The following is a 19,632-nucleotide window of genomic DNA, read 5'->3' as shown; positions in this document are numbered from 1 at the left end:
ACTTTTAACGATCCTGATGAGATTGGATGAGACCCGCCGAATTAAATAGCACAGGCTCAGGTTCCAACAAAACTTTAAATTTATTATACACATCCTGCTGTACTGCACGGTATGTGCTCTGTACATCGTTCAAATCTGCATTGGCATAATTCACTAAAACCAAGGCTTGTTTGGCAAACATCCCGACCACACCAAGCTGCTTACCTTTCCAGCCCGATTGATCTATCAGCCAACCTGCTGCAATTTTAACATCACCATTCAACTGCGGATAATGTGGCAATTTTTCAAATTGTTGGGCTAAAAGGTCATAAGCTTGCTGACTAATAATTGGATTCTTAAAAAAACTGCCTACGTTAGGAAATTCTTTCGGATCAGGCAATTTACTTTGACGAATCTGAATCACTTGTTGTTGTAAATTAAAAGCTGTTAGCTCATCACCTACGGCTTGTTTTAAGTCACCATAGCTAATTTTCAAATCTTCTTTTTTCAACAACTTGAAGGTCACATGCGTAATCACATAGCGAGTTGGATCATCTTTAAAAATACTATGACGATAACTAAATGCACAGTCTTTAGCTTGAATATCGCTAAATGTTTTCAACTGTCGGTCATAGACTTGCACGCTTTCGATGAACTCACCGACCTCTACACCATAAGCGCCAATATTTTGTACAGGAGATGCACCCACGAGGCCTGGAATCAATGCCAAATTTTGTAAGCCAAATAGATGGTGTTCTGTCGTCCAAAGCACAAAGTCATGCCAAACTTGACCCGCACCAGCCCGTATAGTTTTGGTCGTTGCATCTTCAGACAGGTTTTCTACGCCTAGAATGTTCATATGCACAACCAAAGCATTAATTTGTGCGGGAAGCAGCATATTACTTCCACCAGATAGAATCATGACATTCAAAGCGTGTTGCTGTGCATAATCCAATGCATCTACAAGCTCGTCTGGACTGTGAATTTGAACATAATGAGAGGCTATCGCATTTAAGCTTAACGTATTAAAAGGTTTAAGCTGTTTTTGTGTTTCGATTTGCATGCACGAACCTTAATTACTGTTCAAATTGTTGTTTAAAAATACTGACCCACGCTTGGCTGCTCGACTCACATTGGTCAAGAACACGTTCAAAACCATCAAAACCACCATAGTAAGGATCAGGTAATGCTTGCTGCGGATACTTCGCGTCGTGTTCAGACATCAGTGCAACTTTAGCGCGGAGAGGTTGAGCACCAAATTCAGTTTGCGCTGTTTGATACAACGCTTGAATATCATCAAAATTACGATGATCCATCGCCAAAATTAAATCGAAATGAACAAAATCATGGGTCTGTAACTGTCGTGCGCGTAAGCTGGATAAATCATAGCCCCGTTTTAAAGCATGTTCTTGACTACGTAAGTCAGGTGCTTTGTTGGGATGGTAGTTACTGGTTCCCGCCGAATCGATTTCGATATTGAGCTGATGTGCATCACAAAAATGTCTGAGAACCACTTCTGCCGTGGGAGAACGACAAATATTTCCTAAACAGACACATAACACCTTATAGGGCGCTGTGAATGACATAACCACCTCGAAACAGCTTTATTTTCAAGTGTCTTATGTTAAGTTATTTAGAGGATGAATCCTATAGAAGTACAAAACAATATTGTTGGATAAGATATAAAAAAGGATGCTGATATGAACCAATTTCAATTTCAAACTGTGCCGAATATTATTTCTGGCTTAGGCAGCATTCAACAGCTCAGAGGCATTTTAACAGCACGTCCTTATCAGCATCTGTTATTGGTTACAGATGCAGGCATGTTAAAGCATCAGCTTCATCTTCCCATCTTAGAAATTTTAGAAGATCTCTTGCTCACTTATAGTATTTACAGTGAGGTTGAAGCGGATCCGAGTGAACAAATTGTTTTAAATGCGGTTGATTATGCCAAACAGCAAAAGGTAGATATCGTTTTAGGCTTTGGTGGCGGCAGCTCTATGGATGTTGCAAAAATTATTGCCATCCTCAGCCATCCCGCACAGCAGCAAAAGTTATCAGATCTTTATGGGATGAATAATGCCCAAGCACCTCGTCTACCCTTAATTTTAGTCCCTACCACTGCAGGGACAGGCTCTGAAGTCACACCGATTTCGATTGTCACCACAGGTGAAACGACAAAGACTGGCATCGTAGCACCCGTTCTTTTTGCCGATGTAGCGATTTTGGATGCGACATTTACTGAAAACCTGCCGCGTCATATTAGTGCTGCTACAGGCATTGACGCGATGGTACATGCGATTGAAGCTTATACCTCTAAAATCAAGAAAAATCCCTATGCTGACATGTTGGCGAAACAGGCTTTAAAACTGCTGAATCAGAACCTCAGTTTGGTGCTAGAAGATGGTCAAAATTTAGAAGCTCGACAAAATATGTTGGTCGGTTCGATGTTGGCAGGACAAGCATTTGCCAATGCCCCTGTAGGTGCTGTTCATGCGCTTGCTTATCCATTGGGTGGGCATTTTCACATTTCTCATGGACATAGCAATGCCTTAGTGCTGACAGAGGTTTTAAAGTTTAACCTCCCCCAAGCCAAGCAACATTATGCGGAACTGATCTGCTGGCTCGATCCAAAAAGTACAGGCTGTACCGATGGTCTTTCTGATCTTTTCGTTGATCATATGCAAAACCATTTAGACCGCAGTGGTTTAACCTTAAAACTCAAGGCATTGAATGTTTCTGAACACAGTCTAGATCAGCTTGCAACCGATGCCATGTTACAAACACGCCTACTACAAAACAACCCAAGAGAACTAGAGTGGCAACAGGCACGGGAAATTTATCAAGCCATTTACAGCTAAGCCATATAATTAGCTTAGGCTATTTATAAGACGATTTTAAGGATGATATCGATGAGACAAGCTGCAAAGACACGTGACCAATTTCATTATTTTCTACCGATTCAAACACGTTGGTCAGACAATGACCTCTATGGCCATGTCAACAACGTCACCTACTATAGTTATTTTGATACTGCCGCAAATGCCTTACTGATTGAAAAAGCAAATTTTGATATTCACCAATCCCCTATTATTGGTTTAGTGGTCGACTCCGCATGCAGTTTCTTACATGAGTTGTCTTATCCTGAGATTATTGATGTTGGTGTGACTATTTCCAAAATAGGAAACTCTTCACTCACTTACGAACTTGCCATTTTCAAATTTGGTCAAGAAACGGCTTCAGCTCAAGGACATTTTGTTCATGTCTTTGTAGACCGTGAAACACGCAAAAGCACCCCGATTCCATCTGAAATGCGGAGTGCTTTGCGCCACTACTTAAGCCATGGCATTACTTAAGTTGGATATTCTGCAATTCACCATCAAAAGTTTGTACAAGGCCTTTGACCGTATCTTCGTTTTGCAGTAATTCATGCGCACGTTGAAATGCTCTTTGCTTGCGCTGCGCCTGCATGGTGTACGGGGTAATTGTTTCAACTTCTGCATATTTCACATCAAAACGCGTCTGAGGCCATTCAGCTTTGAGCGCATCTTCCAAGACATGACGTAACTGGGTGAGGAGTTGCTCATAACGCTGCGGAATCATAAACACAGACTCGGCATTAATTTGCCCAGCCATTAAACCTTGCTGAGCCAACTCTTGTACCGCTGGTGATAAGCCACTGCTTCTGAACCAGTACTCCCACTTCTCCACAGTCCACTCACCGACTAACTGCTGCGTTTGAAGTTGTAAAATATCTTGTGGCATTAAATCGGCTGATGCAGTTGAAACCTGTTCAAGTTGAACGGGCTCTACAATAGCAGCAACAGTTTGCAGGCTTTCATTTTCTACAACTTGGGTGTCCTGTACGCTATCTGCTGAAAGCACTTCATTTGCTAAATCAGAAGACTCCGCTTGCACAGCAGGTTCAGCTATTGCTACGACATCTTCAAGGGAAGCATCATTTTGACTTTCTAGGTCTAGCGGTACAATTTCATCAAATAAGAAATCATCACTATTTGGCTCATCGTCATTGCTTCGAGCATTAAATTCGTCTGCTTCATCTAAATCGAACAACACTTCATCGCTTGAAGGGTCGAATACGATTTGATCAGATTGCTGAGATGAGTCCACTGGTGGTTTATTATCTTCGGCGCTTTCTGAAAGATCGACATCATCAAGTTCAGGTTTAAACTCAGGTTCTGCATTCTGAGTTATTGCAGCGTCTTCAAATGCCGCATCAACATCTACAGTTTGAGCATCTTGCTGCAAAGCCGTTTCTGGAGCAGCACTCGGTATTGCCGTTTGTTGTACAGATTCAACTACAGCACTATTGGTATGAGCCACCAACACTTCATTTGGTTGTAATGGACGGAACGCCAACATGCGCAGCACTGACATTTCAAAGCCTTGCTCTTGGGTGACTGCTAGCTGTAATTCAGCACGCCCTTTACATGCAATTTGGTAATAAAGTTGCAAGTCTTGCGCAGCAATTTGCTGAGACAATTGCATGATTTTTTTATTAATTTCAGCACTATATTTGAGACTAAGTTCAGGCAAATATTGTAATAGCGCCAACTCATGTAAAGTCGAAATCAGCTGATCCAAAACTAAAGATACATCCAGTGCTTGCTGGCGGAATTGCATCAGCAACTCACTCACCCGTTGTTTTTGGTTTTGATGTATCGCAAGTATCAAATCATAAATAATAGTACGGTCGATTAAACCCAACATTTCTTTGACATCTTGGTGCTGGATAGCGCCCTGACCGTAAGCAATCGCTTGGTCTGTCAAAGAAAGTGCATCACGTAATGAGCCTTGGGCAGATTCTGCAATTTGCCAAATCGCATCTTGTTCGGCTTGGATGCTTTCTTTATTTAAAATATTAGCCAGATGCTCGGTAATTTCATCTACAGCCAACGGGCGTAGTGTAAATTGCAAACAACGCGAAATCACAGTAATTGGGAGCTTTTGCGGATCTGTCGTTGCAAAAAGGAATTTCACATGTTCAGGTGGTTCTTCCAATGTTTTGAGTAAAGCATTAAAAGAATGCGTAGACAGCATATGTACTTCATCGATTAAATAGACCTTAAAACGACCTTGTGTTGGCGCATAAGGAACATTGTCTAAAAGTTCTCGCGTATCTTCAACTTTAGTACGTGATGCCGCATCGATTTCAATCAAGTCAATAAAACGGCCTTCATTCACGGCGGTACAGGTTGGGCAAACTTCGCACGGCGTCGAAGTCACACCTGTTTCACAGTTCAAGCACTTCGCCAAAATACGGGCAATGGTGGTTTTTCCGACCCCACGCGTTCCTGTAAATAAATAAGCATGGTGCAAACGTCCGCGCTCCAAAGCACTGGTTAGCGCTCGAGAGACGTGGTTTTGACCCACTAGCTCATTAAAATTACGAGGACGATATTTCCGTGCAAGTACTTGATACATGTATGCTCCTTTTTATAGGCCTAAGCATACTGTTTTTTTGTCAAAGAGTGAATGAATTACTTCACCCCCTTCTCGCATTTCTAAGCTATAAAGCTGATTTAGATCAATAATTCAAAAACCATTAGCTCCATTTTTATCCCACTCCCTATCTCAAGCTATTTATGTATTTAGATTATAGATTTGAAATAAAGTGAGAGCTTTGGAAAAGTAAAAAGATGTAAATATTAAAATGAATTTCTAAAATACAGATATTTAGAAAATTAAGCTGGTTTCACCAAAACAAAATCACTCTGCATTTGATATTTTTTTCCAGTCACATCTTCACGTATTTCTAAAACACGATCTTCTAAATCGACATATAGCAAGTTTCGCGTTGTCACGTTCACTAACTCTACCTTGTGCTGATCTTGAGCATTAAAACGAAGTGATCCAGTCAAAGTTTCGATTTCATTATGGCCACTCAAACTTTCTCGTTTTAGGGTGTAGGTCATGTTTTCATGCAGCTCTAGTGCTACTGCCATACCTGGACAGTCTTCACAACGGGACAAACACCCCATACACGGCGTTGTCCCCTGATAACTCCCAACCCACGCAGGAATAATCTGCTTTTGTTCTGCCACTTGTACTTTAGACTGATCATGTTGCATTTGATTCGTCTCGGAACAACCTAACAATAGTCCTGTAGCAACCAGCGGGATAAGAATGGGAGCCTTCATGTCACAAATATTCAAAACCTAAACCGCGACGAACATAACATATTTTAGACGATGACTAAATCTCAGCCCCGTCAAAACCAGCCTTTTTTGCCTTTTAAAACCGCATCTGCGCAGCGTAAACTTTCTTGGCTCAAAGCCCAAAGTCGATAATCCCCAGTCAAAGAACCTGTAGCAAAGTTATGTGTATAAGCAAAACTCAAGCCTCGCTCACCATCGCCCCAAGCCCCTGAACCATTAAAGCCCATATGACCAAAACCCTGCTCTGCAGTTTTTCCTAAGGTTAATATACGGTGATAACCCAAGCGCCAATACATAGGTATCGGCATCACCCGATCTCGATCGGTATATTGCACTCGACTCAACTCAGAAAACACATCAGGACGAATCAACTGCTGACCTTTCCAAATTCCTTTTTGAGATAGCATCGCATACACTTTGGCTAAACTATTGGCTGTAAATACACCATTTGCTGCGGGAATGATCGCCTGAATCGCATCATCCTGATAAAAGCTGACCTTTTTCATACCTTTGGGAATCATGCCATCTTGAAAGTCTTGTGGATCTTGCCCTGACCACTGCATCGCTTTATCAAGCAATGAAACTTTACGCACTTTCGTTGGACTTTTTTGATTTGGTTGGATAGATACAGGACGGACAATGGGTCGTGCGATACGTTTTAATTCAGCACTGGGTGCACCAAAGTAAGCCCCATCTAGCTCAAGTGGCTCAACTAAATAGGTTTGGAAGAGTTTAGTTAAAGGTTTCCCCGTTGCTTTTTCTAAAGCACCACCGACCAGCCAACCAAATGACAAAGGTTGATAGGCAGCATCTTCACCAATTGCAAAGCGTGGTTGCGCCCTTTCAAATACGTCTAACATATGCGTCCAGTCCAACATTTCTGTCGCATCGGCAATGTTATTACGAATATCAAATAATCCACTTTGATGACTCAGCACGTGTCTTAGCGTCATCTTCCCTTTGCCATTTTGGGCAAATTCAGGCCAATAATCCGCAATCGGTTGGTCGTAGCTCAGTAAACCCTGACTGACTAAAATATGTGCCAAGGTTGCGAGCACGCCTTTGCCCGTCGAATAACACACCGACATAGTATTGGCCTGCCAAGGAGAATCTACCGCTGCCAAACCCGTATAGATATCGACAACTTTTTCACCCTGAAAATATAAAACACAGGCTGCACCACCATATGCTGAACGAGCATCCTGCAAGCGGCTAAACAAATGGGCAACACTTTGAAAACGTGGGTCAACATAGCCTTGGTAATGGTTCGGATTCGCTTGTAAATATTGTTTTAAAATTTTCATTTACACATCCTTGTATTTTTAAGCTGACATAAAAAAGCCCAGTGTAATCTAAACTGGGCTTTTTAAAGTTATAGTGCTTTGACCTGTCCCGTCACATGCGGTTTTTGATTCTTACTATTTCGAATTAAGAAAGCGGTATTTACACCATCTGTAGCAGTCATAAAATCGACTGTTGATGGTAAATACATCGGCAGTTTAAACCAAACATCCGCTTCATAAGCATCAGGCAATGTGATCGAAGCCAATGCTCGCGCCTTACTCCACATGCCGTGCGCAATGGCTTGTTTGAAACCAAAGGCTTTTGCTGTCACCGCATGAATGTGGATGAGGTTGAAGTCGCCCGAGGTCATTGCATAACGACGACCTGTGTTTTCAGAGACTTCCCAGACTGCATTCGGCTGATAATCTGGAGTCGTTGGTTCAACTAATTTTGGTGCTGTTTTACCACTGGTCTTTTGACGTGCTAAATACGTGGTTAAGGCTTCAACCACGACTTCATTACCAACTTTCACCGTGGTAATGAAGTCGAACTGAACACCTTTATCATGTGGCTCAAGCGCGCCATATTTACATGATAAAGTGAGGGTTTCATTGACACCAACTTTACGCATTTGTTTGACTTGATTGCGAATATGTACCAAACCTAGCACAGGAAATGGAAACGGCTCTTGCCCCATCATGTGCATTTGTAAGCTTTGTGATAATACGGCCAAATAAATCGCAGGAATATAACCATTATTTTTAAAGCCACATACTTGGTTATAGGCTTTCAAATGCTTTTGATCGACGTTAAAAGAATCCACCACATACTCAACCTGCGGTAAGACTTTTTCACCTTTTGGCTTTTTAAAGATCAAACCTTGAATGACTTTCGGATAAGCCATATATGGTTTTGGAAGTTGACTAAAATGGCGAGTCTTCATACTGAACCTTTGAGAAGTTTTTATTTCAATATTTTTTGAAAGCTCCTTCTCCCTCAGGGAGAAGGTTAGGATGAGGGAAAAATACCATCCCACTTATAATATAAAGAATTTATCCCCCTCTAAAGGAGAGATAAATTCAAGCTTTTAAATTAAGCACCCAACAAGCTTTGACCACAAACGCGTACCACGTTGCCGTTTAAACCAGTCGATGCTGTCGCTGCAAATAAAGCAATGGTTTCAGCAACATCTACAGGTAAACCACCTTGGCTCATCGAGTTCATACGACGACCCGCTTCACGGATTGCAAATGGAATTGCAGCGGTCATTTGCGTTTCAATGAAACCTGGCGCAACCGCATTGATGGTAATGCCATTCGTCAAAGTTGGAGCAGTAAATTTAACTACACCAATTACACCTGCTTTCGACACAGCATAGTTAGTTTGACCTAGGTTACCCGCAATACCTGAAATCGATGATACACAAACAATACGACCATTGGCATTTAAACCCTCGTTCGCAAGTAAATAATCATTTACACGTTCAATTGCAGACAGGTTAATGTTAATCACCAAGTCCCAAAGCTCAGGCTTCATATTTGCCAACGTTTTGTCGCGGGTAATACCTGCGTTATGCACGATGATGTCTAAACCACCTTGAGCAGCTGCCGCAGCTTTAATTTTTTCACCTGCATCGTTTGCTGTGATATCAATTGCCAGTGTTGAACCACCAATCTCACCTGCAACACGGTCAAGATCTGCTTGTTGCTGTGGCACATCTAAACAAATCACATGCGCACCATCACGTGCCAAGACATGTGCAATCGCTTCACCAATACCACGGCTCGCACCTGTCACTACAGCAGTTTTACCTGCCAATGGTTTAGCCCAGTCTACATCTACAACAGCAGCTTTAGAAACGCGAATCACTTGACCAGAGACATAAGCAGAACGTGGAGATGCTGCAAAACGTAAAGTTGACTCAAGATTTGCTTCTGCACCTGCATCCACATAAATCAAATGTGCTGCAATCCCCTTTTTAAATTCTTTACCGACAGACTTCACGAAGCCTTCAAGCGCGCGTTGTGCAATCGCTTTTTTCACGCTACCCGCAGTTTCAGGTGTAGTACCTACTACAATCACACGACCAGAAGCAGCCACTTGACGTGCGATAGGGTTAAAGAAGTTATATAACTCATTGAGTTGCTCTGATGACTCAATGCCAGATGCATCAAAAATAACAACTTTGAATTTAGACTCTTTGTCGCCTGCATTAAATGCACTTAAATTTAAGCCCACTTGAGCCGCAGCTTGCTGTAACTGTGCATTGTTACCTGCATAGCTATTGGCGTGAACATTTGCCAACACTTGCGCAACTGCACCAGATAATGAACTATTTGCTGCTGCACCCAGTAAAACAGCACCTTTAATCACAGGCGTTGCTGACTCAAAACGGTCTAAAAAAGTTGGTGCAGGTAAACCCAAATTTTTAATGACAAATTTACCAATCGGAGATTTTGCGAATGTTTGGTATTGATCAGTCATGTTTTTTATCTCTCATACAAATTAATTGTTGATGGATTCAAAGATATCCTTTTAACTTCAAAGTGATGTCTAGAGTCTTATATTTCAATAGTTCCATCGGTTTCTATAGAATCATACTTGAGTTATAGATGATATGTCTTGACCTGAAAGCCTGTTGCAATGTCATTCTAGTCAATTCAGCCCTTTTTATAATATGCTAATGTACACCCTAAGAATAGATTAACATGCTTGGAAAAGCCTTATGAGCAAAACAACTCAAGAAAATCCAGCAGTGGAAAATTCTGCTACGGAAACTGTGTCAAATACATCAAAAAGTACATCTCGTAGAACTAAAAGTACTAGCACAACAACCCAATCAGTAAATAACACGACTAAGCCGACTCGCACTCGTGCTGCGTCAACTCGTAGTAAAAGCCCCGCTTCTTCTACAAATGCTTCAAAACCAAAAACTCAAACTGCTGTTCAACAGGATCAAACCATGAGTCAAAACACTGTTCGCCGCGTGGCTATTATCGGTGGTAACCGTATTCCTTTCGCTCGCTCAAATGGCGCATATTTCACCGCTTCAAATACAGATATGTTCACAGCAGCGCTAAACGGTCTTGTTGAACGTTTTAACCTTCAAGGTCAACGCCTTGGTGAAGTGGTTGCTGGTGCTGTTCTTAAGCACAGCCGTGACTTTAACATGACCCGTGAATGTGTACTAAACACTGCACTTGCACCAGAAACACCTGCTTACGATATTCAGCAAGCATGTGGTACTGGCTTACAAGCAGCTTTCTTAGTTGCCAACAAAATCGCACTAGGCCAAATTGAAGTGGGTGTGGCTGGTGGTGTAGACACAACTTCTGATGCACCAATTGCATTTGGTGATGGTTTACGTAAAGCATTGCTTGAACTCAACATTGCAAAAACAGGTAAAGACCGTTTAAAAGCTTTGACTAAAATCAATCTAAAAGACTTGATGGATGCGCCAAAAAATGGTGAACCACGCACAGGTCTTTCTATGGGTGATCACCAAGCGATTACTGCGCTTGAATGGGGTATTGCACGTGAAGCACAAGACGAACTTGCTGCATCTTCACACCAAAAAATGGCTGCGGCTTACGAAGAAGGTTTCTTCGATGACCTCATCACACCATTCTTAGGTTTAGAGCGTGACAACAACTTACGTGCTGACTCTACGGTTGAAAAACTTGCTAAGCTCAAACCAGCTTTTGGTAAAGGCGATGCGCGTACCATGACTGCGGGTAACTCAACCCCACTTACAGATGGCGCGTCTTGTGTGCTTTTAGCATCAGAAGAATGGGCAAAAGTAAACGGTCACGAAGTGCTTGCTTACTTAACCTTCCAAGAAACGGCTGCTGTTGATTTCGTTGAGAAAAAAGAAGGCCTATTGATGGCACCTGCTTATGCAGTTCCACGTATGCTTGAACGTGCTGGCATTAAGCTTCAAGACTTCGACTACTACGAAATTCATGAAGCATTTGCATCGCAAGTTCTTTCAACGTTGAAAGCTTGGGAAGATCCAAAATTCTGTAAAGACCGTTTAGGTTTAGATGCTCCACTCGGTTCAATTGACCGCACTAAACTCAACGTAAAAGGTTCTTCACTTGCAGCAGGTCACCCATTTGCTGCAACGGGTGGCCGTATCATTGCCACTGCTGCGAAGCTGATCAACCAAAAAGGTTCAGGTCGCGTACTTGTTTCAATTTGTGCTGCTGGTGGCCAAGGTGTAACGGCAATTATTGAAAAATAATTAACTGTTTTCACTTTTGAAAAAAAGACCCTTGGAAATTGTACTTCCAAGGGTCTTTTTATTTTTTATAGCTGAAATGAAACATTATGGTTAGAAAAAGCATTCCTAAATGCTTCTTCGCTGATTAGATTAAAAACGATAACCTACACCAAGGTAAGTAATTAAAGGATCGATATCGATTTTAGTAGAAGAATGAATTAAACGATTTCCTGTATTTCTATCTATAACATCAATCGTCGTTTTATTATTTAATTTTGAATATGAAACAGACGCCACGCCGTACCAATTAGAAGTTATGTCATATGTTGCGCCAAGACTTACGATTGGAGCAAAGGCATCTTCAGATTTTACTTTTACATAATGCTACCAAAATGTGCATACATGATGCCTAAGCCAACATATGGGCGGAATTTATTTATCCCAGACTGACCAAACTGATATTGTGCTTCAAATGCAGGAGTCCAAGCACGGACTGTCGCAACTTTAGACTTACTTCCTAAATTTGTAATTGGAATATCTTGTGCTAAAGGCAAATCAAGACCTATACCTGTATGGCCTATACCTGACATAGGCGCTAATATTTCTCCTTTTCCTTTAATATCGACTTTTGGCGATATTCCTCCAATCAGCTGTAATGAAACATTATCATTTACATAATAATTCATCATTAAACCGAGCGTATCTGCATCTTGAACTTCAAGGCCGCTCCCCCCAGCTGTCCATTGCTCTAAACCGTATAAGTCTGCACTACCTGACAAAGCATCTTTTAAATAGACCTCATCTGTGCCATTCACATTTTTTAACTCAAAGAACTGGCTCAATTCAGGTTCGTTCGGATTTTCTTTATACATATCTCCAAGCATATTAAGAATACTTTTCATAGCATCTGCATTTACATCCGAAGGATCAATTGAATTAACAACAGCATTCAATGAGACCGATCCAATATTTGCATTCCTACCATTTGCAATTGGAGTCGAAATATTAAATGGATTGGTCTTTCCTTGAGGCATAGCATGTAACCACCCCGCAGAAACAGAAAACCGTTTAAAACTTCCACCTGTAGCTGAAAAGCCTGACTGTGTAACACTCAGTAAAGCTATAGATACAACTAAAGCGCCTATTTTCATCGTCTAACTCCTTGTACGATATATTTTTTATTAAGTTTTATAAAAACACTTCTTTGTTTTTATATTTAGAAGTTATGTAATAAATGGAGTTATTTGTATGATCAAATTGTGATCAATTTTCATCTTTTGTTAAAATATAAAGTATTTAATATCAATAAAGGCCTTACTTTATCAGATAAGGCCTTTATGACTAATTAATGGATTTTTTAATTAATTATTAATGATATTTTGGTTTGTAGCCTAACTGTTCTTCTAGGCAGTCATAACACCACTGGAAAATAAAGGTATAAACCAAAATACACATGGTTAAACTAAAGTCGAGCACGATAGCTTGCCAAATACTCATTTGCATTGCATATGCCACCATTGGGATGGTTGCAAGCATCAAACCACCTTCAAAACCAATCGCGTGAAGAACACGCACACCGATGGTTCTTTTTAGCTTTCTTTTCGCTTCAAACTTTTCAAAAAAATGGTTAAACACCATATTCCATATGACCGAAGTGACAGCCATGGCAATACCGAGTACACCTGTGACTTCTAAAGGCATATGGAATATGAAACTTAAGGCAACAGCAATGATCACCAATAGGATGATTTCATAGCTGAGTGCATGAATAATCCTTCTTTTGGAAATCAACATTTTTAATTACTCTTTCATGATTGGATGTTTGCTATTTTATTTTTATAATATTGATTAATCGAGTTAGGTTCTTTCAATAAAACTGAAAGATAGAAAATTATGAATATCAATCAAGAGCAACTGATTATTTTTAAAACCGTAATTGAGTCTGGTTCATTTTCAGCTGCTGCACGCAAGTTGGGTAAAGTACCATCGGCCGTGAGTATGTCAATTGCTAACTTGGAAATAGACTTAAACTTACAACTCTTTTTACGTGAAGGACGTGAGCCCACAGCAACAGCACAAGCCATGACTTTGTACGAAAAGACCGAGCAACTACTGACTGAAATGAATCAATGGAAACAGCATGCCTATGCCCTAAGCCACGGTTTGGAGTCCTCGCTCAACATTGTAGTGGTATCTGAACTACTGCATATGCAATGGATCAACTACATCACAATATTAGAAGCCGAATTTCCCAGTCTACAAATCAATATTTTTTCTGCACCTCAAGAAGATGCGCAGAAAATGTTACTCAACGGCACAGCACAACTGGCACTGATGTTTGAACGTGAGCAACTGGAAAGCAGCGAACAGTTTGTAGAATTAAAACTCGAAACTTTAGTTCCCGTCGCCAATAAAGATTTTATTCTGGCGCAATTTCCACAAGTCAGTTTTGAACAAATTCAACACAGCCGTCAAATCGTGGTTGCCAGTCGCGATAAAAGCATTAAGCCAGAATTGTTATATTCCAAACAGTATTGGCGGACAGACAACCATCACTCGGCTTGCGCCTTAATCATGCAAAACTTTGGTTGGGGTGTTTTGCCCTTAGAAATGTTAAATGAAAACCCTCAGCTCAAAAAGCAGCTCAAAATATTAGATCTGCTGGATTTCACCCCCAAGTTTGAATATTTTGTAGACTTGGTCTGGAGTCGTGAAAGTGAATTGGGCGCAGCTGCACGTTTTTTAATCCAATACATTAGAAATCAGCGTAAAAAAGTATAATAACTGCTGTTAAAACGTCCGAATCCACTTGGGTTAAAAGCAGTTTGTGTTATAAATAATTTACGGGTAATAACTTTAAGAACGAACGATCAATGACACAAACCGTATTAAACCAATTAAAAAGCTTAACCACCATTGTTGCCGACAGTAGCGATTTAGCGGCGATTAACCAATTTCGTCCGCTCGATGCAACCACCAATCCATCTCTAATTACAGCCGCTGCAAATCAATCTGAAAATAAGGAATTAATTGAAGATGCTTTCGCTCAAGCCAAAGCTGAAGGCTTAGAAGATGACTTACTTATTGAACGCACAATCGACATTCTTACCGTCAAATTTGGTGTTGAAATTCTCAAGTTGATTGAAGGTCGTGTTTCCACAGAAGTAGATGCAGCGCTGTCTTATGATACCGATGCCACCATTGAAAAAGCCAAAGAGCTGCTGGCGCTATATAAAAACTACGGCGTAGATCAGGATCGTATTTTAATTAAAATTGCTTCGACATGGGCAGGCATTCAAGCAGCGAAAGTGCTGGAAGCTGAAGGTATCCATACCAACTTAACGCTTTTGTTTGGTGTGCATCAGGCCCATGCTTGTGCAGAAGCAAATGTCACTTTAATTTCACCTTTTGTTGGCCGTATTTTAGATTGGTACAAAAAAGCCGAAGGTGTAGACGGCTACCCTGTTGAAAAAGACCCTGGCGTACTTTCTGTGAAGCAAATTTACCAGTTCTATAAAGCACATGCGGTTAAAACAGAAATTATGGGTGCAAGCTTCCGTAGTATTGACCAAGTGTTGGGACTAGCTGGCTGCGACCTGCTGACTGTTGCACCTAATTTATTGGCTGCACTTGAGCAAGACACACGTGAAGTCAAAGCTCAGTTGTCTGCAAGTGATGTTATGCCTGCGACAGCACCACTTGCCCCACTCAGCGAAACTGAGTTTAGAGATCAAATTGAACATGACCTCATGGCAACGCAACTGCTACAAGGGGGTATTGATGGATTTATTAAAGCCCGTCAACAGCTGAACACGCTTTTATGTCAGTCTTTTGGTTTAGATGAAGAAATTTCAGCTTAACTTGATTTTTCTTCTTTTAAAAGCCGATTTTGTTATCATGCAACATCGGCTTTTTTATTGAGAATGCGTTGTGTTTGGTATTATCGACATCGGTACTTATATCATAGGTACAATTCTAATTGTGATTTTGCCAGGCCCAAATTCTCTTTATGTGATGTCCATTGCCTCACGATTTGGTATTAAGACAGGTTACTGGGGTGCACTAGGTGTTTTCACAGGCGATTTGATCCTCATTCTATGTACCGTGCTGGGTGCAGCATCTCTTTTACATGCTTTTCCTTGGCTGTTTATTTTATTAAAAATTGTTGGTGCGCTGTACCTGTCATACTTAGGTATAAAACTCTTGATTGCAGGAGTCAAAACGTGGAACTCCAGCCCACAACAGCTTGCAGCAAGTACAGACCAGAGCACATTACAAACCTTACATCCTTTTCGTTCAGCATTGACCATTAGCCTTTTAAACCCAAAAGCCATTTTGTTTTATCTGTCTTTTTTTATGCAGTTTGTCGACCCCAATTATGCCTACCCAGCACTAAGTTTTGCCTTACTTTCCATTATTCTACAAATCATCAGTATGGCTTATCTCAGTATCCTGATTTTTTCAGGTATTAAGCTGGCGAGCTATTTCAATCGTCAGTTTAAAGTTGCAGCCGTTGCGGTGGCGACCGTCGGTCTGCTGTTTTGTGGCTTCGGCTTAAAACTGGCACTTTCTACACTGTAATTTTCGTGAATAATCTCATTATTTTCGATAAAAAATCTATCATGTGCTGTTTTGTTTTTCAAGGACCAGCGTATGACCCTTGAACAATAGTAATTTTCACTCATTCAAATTATGTTTTGATCTTCATGCAAAAATTATTTCAAGATTTCTCAGTTCCAGCTGTATTCGCAGGTTTTATTACCTTCCTCATTGGCATTAGTGTGTCTTCAGTCTTGGTCATTCAATCCACCCAAGTCTTAGGTGCAAATACCGCGCAAATCAACTCATGGTTCTGGGCTTTAGGTCTAGGTATTGGTTTGAGTGGCCTGCTTTTATCTTGGAAACTTAAATATCCTGTATCGACCTCATGGTCTACGGCAGCACTGGCCTTAATTATTGCGACAGGCAGTGGTTATAGTTTGCATGAAGCGATTGGCGCATTTTTGGTCTGTGGTTTGGTTACTGCCATTTTGGGCTTTTTCGGTATCTTTGAAAAAGTACTGACGTATATCCCTCAAAGCCTAACCAGTGCCATGCTGGCAGGTGTGTTATTGAAGTTTGGTATTTCATTGTTCGCCAGTATGCAAGATCATTGGGGTTTTATTTTATCCATGCTAGCGGCCTATATTGTTTCTAAGCGACTTACTCCACGTTATTGCATTGTCATTACAGTGATTGCAGGCTTGTTACTCTGCCCGTTATTCTTAGACTTCCATACTCCTCAAATCACATGGAGCCTAGCGCAACCTGTTTGGATGGCACCTGAGTTCAGCATGTCTGCTATTTTAGGTTTAGCGCTGCCTTTGTTTGTGATCAATATGGCATCGCAATACTTACCGGGTATTGCCATGATTAAAAGCTATGGCTATAACCCACATGTCAATCAACTGATTGGTTGGACGGGTACCGCTCAAGCCTTACTCGCACCTTTTGGCTGTTATAGTGTCAATACCGCAGCAATTAGTGCAGCTGTCAGTTTAGATGAACAAGTTCACCCTGATCCATCAAAACGTTATATTGCGGGCATGAGCTGCGGTTTCTTCTACATCTTAATGGGACTATTCGCAGCCACCCTGACCAGTCTTTTGCTGTCTTTCCCTGCGATTTTTATTACAGCCTTGGCTGGTATTGCTTTGTTTGGCACGATTAGTCATAACATCGCGATTGCATTTGAAGCGGTATCAGACCGCGAAGCAGCCCTCATGACCTTCTTATTTAGCGCATCTGGTGTACAGTTCTTTGGTATTGGCTCTGCCTTTTGGGGACTACTCTTTGGTTTTGCAGTTATGCTTATATTTAAGTTTAAAGCTAAAAAAGTTTAGGCCCTCATATAAAAAAGCACCCTCGATGGGTGCTTTTTTATTTTCAAATATTGCTAAATTGAAAAATTAATGCTGATAACTTCGTTGAATCAATTCTTGCTTAAGTTGCATGGTCTCAGACAAATTTTCCACCTCAGTAAATGCCGTGAGCCAAATGCCATCTGCAGCATAGCGCAAAATTTTAAGCTCCAAATCATTATCTGTATCCTGATGTCGCGCTAAACGTTTTTCTAGCCACTCAATCCAATACTCATTAAAGGTCCGATCCGTCAGCATAATCATCGAAATAGCTGACCAAGAATGCTCCAAGCCTAGCACCTGCTTTTCCAAAGTAATCTCGATATAGGCTCGGGTAAAGCAACCATAATGATCACGGTCTTGGCTAATCAACTCATCAATAATACGATCTAATTGTTCAAGCTTTTCCACAACCATCGCTTCAAGTAGCTTTTGTTTGTTTGGAAAATGATGAAAAACACCACCCTTACTCACGCCAACCAAATCAGCCACTGCTTGTATGGAAACCCCAGTCACGCCTTTTTCAGCAGCCAAACAGATCGCATGTTGTAGAATACTTTGGCGAACCTGTTCCGGTGCCTTTTTACGTGGACTTGCTTGTTGCATCGAACTTAATGCCCTGTTGAGTTTGAAAATAAGTTAATTACGACCACACCAGAAACAATCAGTGCAATACCGATCATTGCTGCGAAATCTAGACTTTGTCGGAAAACAAAGTAACCAATCAGAGCGGTTAAAACAATACCAACACCCGCCCAAATCGCATAAGCAATACCCAATGGAATCACTTTAATCACTTGAGACAATAAATAAAATGCCAACGAAAATAAAACTACTACCGCCAGTGAAGGCAATAGCTTGGTAAAACCTTCCGACTTTACCAAAAAAGTCGAACCAATCACTTCAGAAATAATTGCCATCGCCAGCAAAGCATAAGCCATTAATATAGGATTCATCAGAAACTCAACAATAAACATACCGATCGGTCGGTATGTTATTAAAATAGCAAAAACTAAACAAGTCTTTCTGTATACTTTTTTATTTTGTTTCAGTCGGCCTTGAGGTTTGCTTTATAAAATCAATGGTTCGATCAAAGGTGATCTGACTCGCTTGTTTGCTCATCATGAACTGATATTCATGCACCAAAAACTCCTTAGAGTCTGGATAAAAAGCTTCCGTGACTGCAACTTGATGCAGCTTCAACACCTCGACGAAAGGTAAAGACTGGCTCTTGGTTAAAAAGTCTTTATTTCCCCCACTGATAAAGACAGGTGGATACTGTGATGTAATATGTTCACTGGTTGAAATCGACTTTAAAAATGCTGCATCCTCTTTACGCTCTCCTGTATACGCTTGAACCAAGTTATAGACACCCCATTCAATAAGCCTGAGTTCCTCAGGAGCGGTATTCACAAAGCGATATAAGTCATAAATACCACAGTGCAAAATTAGCCCTTTAAGCTGTTTCGGCTGAATGCTCGGCTTAAAATTGGATGCTTGAGCAAATGCGGGATTCGTCAAAAGTGCAGCATAATGACTGGCAATATTGGCTCCAGCAGAGTCTCCTGCTAAATACAGTTGGTTCGGGTTAATATGATACTGAGCAGCATTCAATTGTAAGAAATTCAGTGCATGATCGACTTGCTGTAACTGAGTGGGATAAATCGCCTCAGGTGCAAACTGATACTGTACAGAGACCACGTTAAAGCCTTGATTGGCCAAAAGTTTGAAATAACCTCGTGCATGCTCTTTTGAGCCCGAAACCCATCCGCCGCCATGAATCCAAACCACCGTGGGCACTGCGTTTAATTGTTCAATATTTTTGGGTTGATAGATGTCAACATTCAGCTCAGGGCTGGCTTGATATAGAATATTATTGTGTATGATGACATCGGGAGGCGCAAAGCGATCCAGCATTTTCATTTGAATATTGGTTGCTGTGTTAAATGTACCCGCAATCAGTTTGGTGTTCTTTTCTACACTTTGACACGCGCTCAATAGCACAATCATGAAAACAGTACTAAGTACTTTTATTATTGATTGAAAAATCATACTGTTCGGCTCCACC

At 41.0% G+C, this 19,632-nt stretch carries 18 protein-coding genes and 1 pseudogene; 7 read left to right on the top strand and 12 right to left on the bottom strand.

Annotated features, from left to right (window positions below):
- Positions 1 to 4 precede the first annotated feature (4 nt).
- Together murB and MF4642_RS01370 are read right to left on the bottom strand one after the other, a co-directional pair.
- A complete protein-coding gene (gene murB / locus MF4642_RS01375; RefSeq protein WP_078425051.1) occupies positions 5 to 1,042 on the bottom strand; it encodes a UDP-N-acetylmuramate dehydrogenase in 1,038 nt (345 codons plus the stop codon).
- A gap of 13 nt (positions 1,043 to 1,055) precedes the next feature.
- On the bottom strand, positions 1,056 to 1,565 hold the full coding sequence (locus MF4642_RS01370; protein WP_078425050.1) for a low molecular weight protein-tyrosine-phosphatase: 510 nt from the start codon (positions 1,563 to 1,565) through the stop codon (positions 1,056 to 1,058).
- Positions 1,566 to 1,679: 114 nt separating this feature from the next.
- Between MF4642_RS01370 and MF4642_RS01365 the strand changes: the two genes are divergently transcribed.
- Together MF4642_RS01365 and MF4642_RS01360 are read left to right on the top strand one after the other, a co-directional pair.
- Positions 1,680 to 2,840, top strand: a complete 1,161-nt coding sequence (locus tag MF4642_RS01365; RefSeq protein ID WP_078425049.1) for an iron-containing alcohol dehydrogenase — start codon at positions 1,680 to 1,682, stop codon at positions 2,838 to 2,840.
- 51 nt (positions 2,841 to 2,891) lie between these two features.
- Positions 2,892 to 3,335, top strand: a complete 444-nt coding sequence (locus MF4642_RS01360; protein ID WP_078425048.1) for an acyl-CoA thioesterase — start codon at positions 2,892 to 2,894, stop codon at positions 3,333 to 3,335.
- Here MF4642_RS01360 and dnaX read toward each other — a convergent pair.
- From dnaX to MF4642_RS01335, 5 genes are all read right to left on the bottom strand, one after another.
- Complete coding sequence (gene dnaX / locus MF4642_RS01355; protein WP_078425047.1) at positions 3,328 to 5,424, bottom strand: DNA polymerase III subunit gamma/tau; 2,097 nt, start codon at positions 5,422 to 5,424, stop codon at positions 3,328 to 3,330. The genes MF4642_RS01360 and dnaX overlap by 8 nt on opposite strands.
- 260 nt (positions 5,425 to 5,684) lie before the next feature.
- Positions 5,685 to 6,140: a copper resistance protein NlpE N-terminal domain-containing protein gene (locus MF4642_RS01350; RefSeq protein ID WP_005401188.1), complete on the bottom strand. Its 456-nt coding sequence runs from the start codon at positions 6,138 to 6,140 to the stop codon at positions 5,685 to 5,687.
- 71 nt (positions 6,141 to 6,211) lie between these two features.
- Entirely contained in the window at positions 6,212 to 7,456 is a 1,245-nt protein-coding gene (locus MF4642_RS01345; protein WP_227518496.1) for a serine hydrolase domain-containing protein, read from the bottom strand.
- A gap of 74 nt (positions 7,457 to 7,530) precedes the next feature.
- Positions 7,531 to 8,385 (bottom strand): MaoC family dehydratase, encoded by an 855-nt coding sequence (locus tag MF4642_RS01340; RefSeq protein ID WP_078425045.1) that lies wholly within the window; start codon positions 8,383 to 8,385, stop codon positions 7,531 to 7,533.
- 149 nt (positions 8,386 to 8,534) lie between these two features.
- On the bottom strand, positions 8,535 to 9,926 hold the full coding sequence (locus MF4642_RS01335) for a 3-oxoacyl-ACP reductase (RefSeq protein WP_078425044.1): 1,392 nt from the start codon (positions 9,924 to 9,926) through the stop codon (positions 8,535 to 8,537).
- 241 nt (positions 9,927 to 10,167) lie between these two features.
- On the opposite strand from MF4642_RS01335, the gene MF4642_RS01330 reads away from it, so the two are divergent.
- On the top strand, positions 10,168 to 11,685 hold the full coding sequence (locus MF4642_RS01330; protein WP_078425043.1) for an acetyl-CoA C-acetyltransferase: 1,518 nt from the start codon (positions 10,168 to 10,170) through the stop codon (positions 11,683 to 11,685).
- Positions 11,686 to 11,814: 129 nt separating this feature from the next.
- On the opposite strand, the pseudogene MF4642_RS01325 reads toward MF4642_RS01330, so the two are convergent.
- Together MF4642_RS01325 and aceI are read right to left on the bottom strand one after the other, a co-directional pair.
- Positions 11,815 to 12,815: pseudogene (locus MF4642_RS01325) on the bottom strand (OmpW/AlkL family protein).
- A 217-nt stretch (positions 12,816 to 13,032) separates the two neighbouring features.
- Positions 13,033 to 13,458, bottom strand: a complete 426-nt coding sequence (aceI, locus tag MF4642_RS01320; RefSeq protein WP_004696918.1) for a chlorhexidine efflux PACE transporter AceI — start codon at positions 13,456 to 13,458, stop codon at positions 13,033 to 13,035.
- Positions 13,459 to 13,557: 99 nt separating this feature from the next.
- On the opposite strand from aceI, the gene MF4642_RS01315 reads away from it, so the two are divergent.
- From MF4642_RS01315 to MF4642_RS01300, 4 genes are all read left to right on the top strand, one after another.
- On the top strand, positions 13,558 to 14,445 hold the full coding sequence (locus tag MF4642_RS01315) for a LysR family transcriptional regulator (RefSeq protein WP_078425042.1): 888 nt from the start codon (positions 13,558 to 13,560) through the stop codon (positions 14,443 to 14,445).
- Between the two features lie 92 nt (positions 14,446 to 14,537).
- Entirely contained in the window at positions 14,538 to 15,524 is a 987-nt protein-coding gene (tal, locus tag MF4642_RS01310) for a transaldolase (RefSeq protein WP_078425041.1), read from the top strand.
- Positions 15,525 to 15,594: 70 nt separating this feature from the next.
- Entirely contained in the window at positions 15,595 to 16,245 is a 651-nt protein-coding gene (gene leuE / locus MF4642_RS01305) for a leucine efflux protein LeuE (RefSeq protein WP_078425040.1), read from the top strand.
- Between the two features lie 125 nt (positions 16,246 to 16,370).
- Positions 16,371 to 17,546 carry a benzoate/H(+) symporter BenE family transporter gene (locus MF4642_RS01300; protein ID WP_078425039.1) on the top strand — a complete coding sequence of 392 codons (1,176 nt, stop codon included), beginning with the start codon at positions 16,371 to 16,373 and terminating at the stop codon, positions 17,544 to 17,546.
- Positions 17,547 to 17,612: 66 nt separating this feature from the next.
- On the opposite strand, the gene MF4642_RS01295 is transcribed toward MF4642_RS01300, so the two are convergent.
- From MF4642_RS01295 to MF4642_RS01285, 3 genes are all read right to left on the bottom strand, one after another.
- A complete protein-coding gene (locus MF4642_RS01295) occupies positions 17,613 to 18,170 on the bottom strand; it encodes a TetR/AcrR family transcriptional regulator (RefSeq protein WP_078425038.1) in 558 nt (185 codons plus the stop codon).
- A 5-nt stretch (positions 18,171 to 18,175) separates the two neighbouring features.
- Positions 18,176 to 18,520, bottom strand: a complete 345-nt coding sequence (locus tag MF4642_RS01290; RefSeq protein WP_005401176.1) for a DMT family transporter — start codon at positions 18,518 to 18,520, stop codon at positions 18,176 to 18,178.
- Between the two features lie 82 nt (positions 18,521 to 18,602).
- Positions 18,603 to 19,616, bottom strand: coding sequence for an alpha/beta hydrolase (locus MF4642_RS01285; RefSeq protein ID WP_078425037.1), 1,014 nt, complete (start codon positions 19,614 to 19,616; stop codon positions 18,603 to 18,605).
- Positions 19,617 to 19,632: the final 16 nt, after the last annotated feature.

The organism is Acinetobacter sp. MF4642 (assembly GCF_002018925.1).
Classification (GTDB): Bacteria; Pseudomonadota; Gammaproteobacteria; order Pseudomonadales; family Moraxellaceae; genus Acinetobacter; species Acinetobacter johnsonii.
Note: the sequence above shows the minus strand (reverse complement) of the source record. Positions and strands in the feature narration are given on the sequence as shown.